Source organism: Oleiphilus sp. HI0086, assembly GCF_001635225.1.
In genome coordinates this window covers 1-2,474 of the sequence record NZ_LWFZ01000883.1, presented here as the reverse complement: position 1 = coordinate 2,474, position 2,474 = coordinate 1, and the positions used below count along the sequence as shown (strand labels likewise).

Below are 2,474 nucleotides of genomic sequence, written 5' to 3'. Positions count from 1 at the left end.
TATACCGATAAACTTCCGCAGTTGATTAATCCGGGAACAGGGAGAATTCATACTTCTTATCATCAGGCTGTCACCGCGACAGGGCGTTTATCTTCTAGTGATCCGAACTTGCAGAATATTCCGATTCGAAGCACCGAAGGTCGAAAGATTCGTCAGGCTTTTGTTGCACCCGACGGTTATAAGCTTATCGCAGCCGACTATTCGCAAATAGAACTGAGAATTATGGCGCACTTGTCTCAAGATAAGGGCTTGTTGGAGGCATTTGCTCAAGGAGAAGACGTACACCGTGCGACTGCTGCAGAAGTCTTCGATGTTTCTGTTGAAGAGGTGAGTGCTGATCAGCGCCGCAAAGCCAAAGCCATTAACTTTGGTTTGATTTACGGTATGTCGGCATTTGGTTTGGCGAAGCAAATCAATGTATCTCGAAAAGAAGCAGCGCAATATATTGATCGTTATTTCGAACGTTACCCAGGTGTACTTGAGTACATGGATAGAATCCGGGCTCAAGCACATGATGATGGTTATGTCGAAACCGTTTTTGGTCGTCGTTTATATCTTCCTGAGATAAATGCTCGAAATAAAATGCTTCAGCAAGCAGCAGAGCGGACGGCGATTAATGCACCAATGCAAGGTACGGCGGCAGATATTATCAAAAAGGCGATGATAAAGGTCGATGCCGCACTTGAAGGTGCTGGTCTTGACGCAAAAATGATTATGCAGGTGCATGATGAATTGGTGGTTGAAGTCGCTGAGGGCCAGGTTGAAGGTGTCAAAGCTTTACTGATTGAAAATATGATGTCTGCCGCAGATCTTGATGTTCCGCTTATTGTTGAGGCTGAAGTAGGTGACAATTGGGATCAGGCGCATTAATGAGTGACTCCCAACGCATACTTGAATCGTTGCTTAAGAACGATACAAAGCTTTGGCAGGCGATGCCGATGTCAGAATGGTTTGCTCATTTCAAACAAGCTACAGGCAGCTTTTCCAACTCGATTGATCGGGCGATACTAGCAGGCAGAATGAGTGCCAGTGTCGGTTTTGCTTTTGCAGGTGCATACCAGTCTGCTATCGAAGCGCTTTTTGGTTTGGAGGAAGCCCTACTGGCTTCGGTGTGTGTGACGGAAGCAGGAGGAAATCACCCTCGTGCTATTAATGCCCGGCTTTATACAGAAAAGGCGCAGCTCTATCTCTCAGGAGAGAAGTCTTTCGTTTCGGGAGCCGAAGATGCCGGCATGATTTACGTTGCTTGCCGAGATGAGCGTAGAGGAGATGGCCTTGATTTGTCGGGCCGCCCTCTGATTAAAGTTATCGCCTTAAATACGCAGCTTGAAGGAATTGCGATTCAGGAGATGCCGTCTCTCGGTTTTGTGCCTGAAATCAGCCACGGAAAAGTCATTCTTGACCGAGTCGCTATCAAGGAAAGTTATATCTTGCAGGGGGATGGCTACCTTCAATATGTAAAGGCCTTTCGCACTTATGAAGACTTGCATGTGTGTGCCGCGATTGCCGCTAACCGTATGGCCGAAGCCATTGCTTCAGATTGGGGGCAAGGCGCAATTGAAAAACATATCGCGCTAATACTGTCACTGCGAGAAGTGAATGCCATGCAACTAGATTCTTCTGCGGCACATATTGCCTTGTCTGCTTGTCGCTCACAGCTGAATGAACTAATCGCTGCAACGAATACTTTGTTCGAACAGAGTAATCCTCAAAAATACCAAAATTGGCAGCGTGATAGCCGCCTTTTGAAAGTGGCGGGTAAGGCCCTTGAAACGAGAACTCGAAAAGCTTGGGAAGATATCCTGAGCTAAAAATATTTTATGTGCCTTTCATGAGCTTCCTTTATCAGTAGATTATTGAAATAAAAGAACTTGTATCAATAACTTGAATCTGCCCTCAAAAATTATTTTCTCCTAAGTCTAAAAAATACCCACTTTGAACGTTTTGTGAGCTGGCGCACACAAAAATCTTTACTATCTTAAAAGGTCTGAATAATAAAAATTAACGCTATTTTCCGGGCGGAAGGTAGCGTCAATAGCTCATAGAAATGAGGAAACATCATGCGCCTTTCCGATCTGAATAAACTCTTACTAACGCTTTGTTGCTTAAGTTTAGCCGCTTGTAATGGGGGCAGTAGTGGAGGGGGATCTGGGGGCAGTGATGAGCCGGAGGCGGTTAGTCTGACAGGCGGTGGTATTAAAGGGCCTCTAGTTAATGCAATTGTTACTGTCTATACGGTTGATACCACAGCAGAAGACTTTAAAGGTGCAATAGTAGGTGAACCGGGCTCAACTAATGAACAAGCACAGATTATTGACCTGGTGCTGCCAACACCAATTGAGCCTCCTTATATTCTGGAGTTTACATCAGACGAAAATACGACTGATATTCTAACGGGGCAGGCACCCGTTATTTCCGAAATGCGAACCGTTATTACCCAAGCACTTCTTGATAATGGCGAGCAAATCTATGGC

2 protein-coding genes and 1 pseudogene are annotated in these 2,474 nt (G+C 45.4%); all 3 read left to right on the top strand.

What is annotated here, in order from left to right:
- A partial coding sequence (locus A3756_RS15980; RefSeq protein WP_231875554.1) for a DNA polymerase occupies positions 1–870 on the top strand: 870 nt, incomplete at its 5' end.
- Positions 870–1,811 (top strand): acyl-CoA dehydrogenase family protein, encoded by a 942-nt coding sequence (locus tag A3756_RS15975; protein WP_068509230.1) that lies wholly within the window; start codon positions 870–872, stop codon positions 1,809–1,811. The genes A3756_RS15980 and A3756_RS15975, both read left to right, overlap by 1 nt.
- Before the next feature lie 249 nt (positions 1,812–2,060).
- Positions 2,061–2,474: pseudogene (locus A3756_RS15970) on the top strand (hypothetical protein); the annotation flags it as partial.

Excerpts from the sequence above, each read along its gene's own strand:
- A3756_RS15975 (WP_068509230.1), top strand. The coding sequence starts at position 870 with ATGAGTGACTCCCAACGCATACTTGAATCGTTGCTTAAGAACGATACA.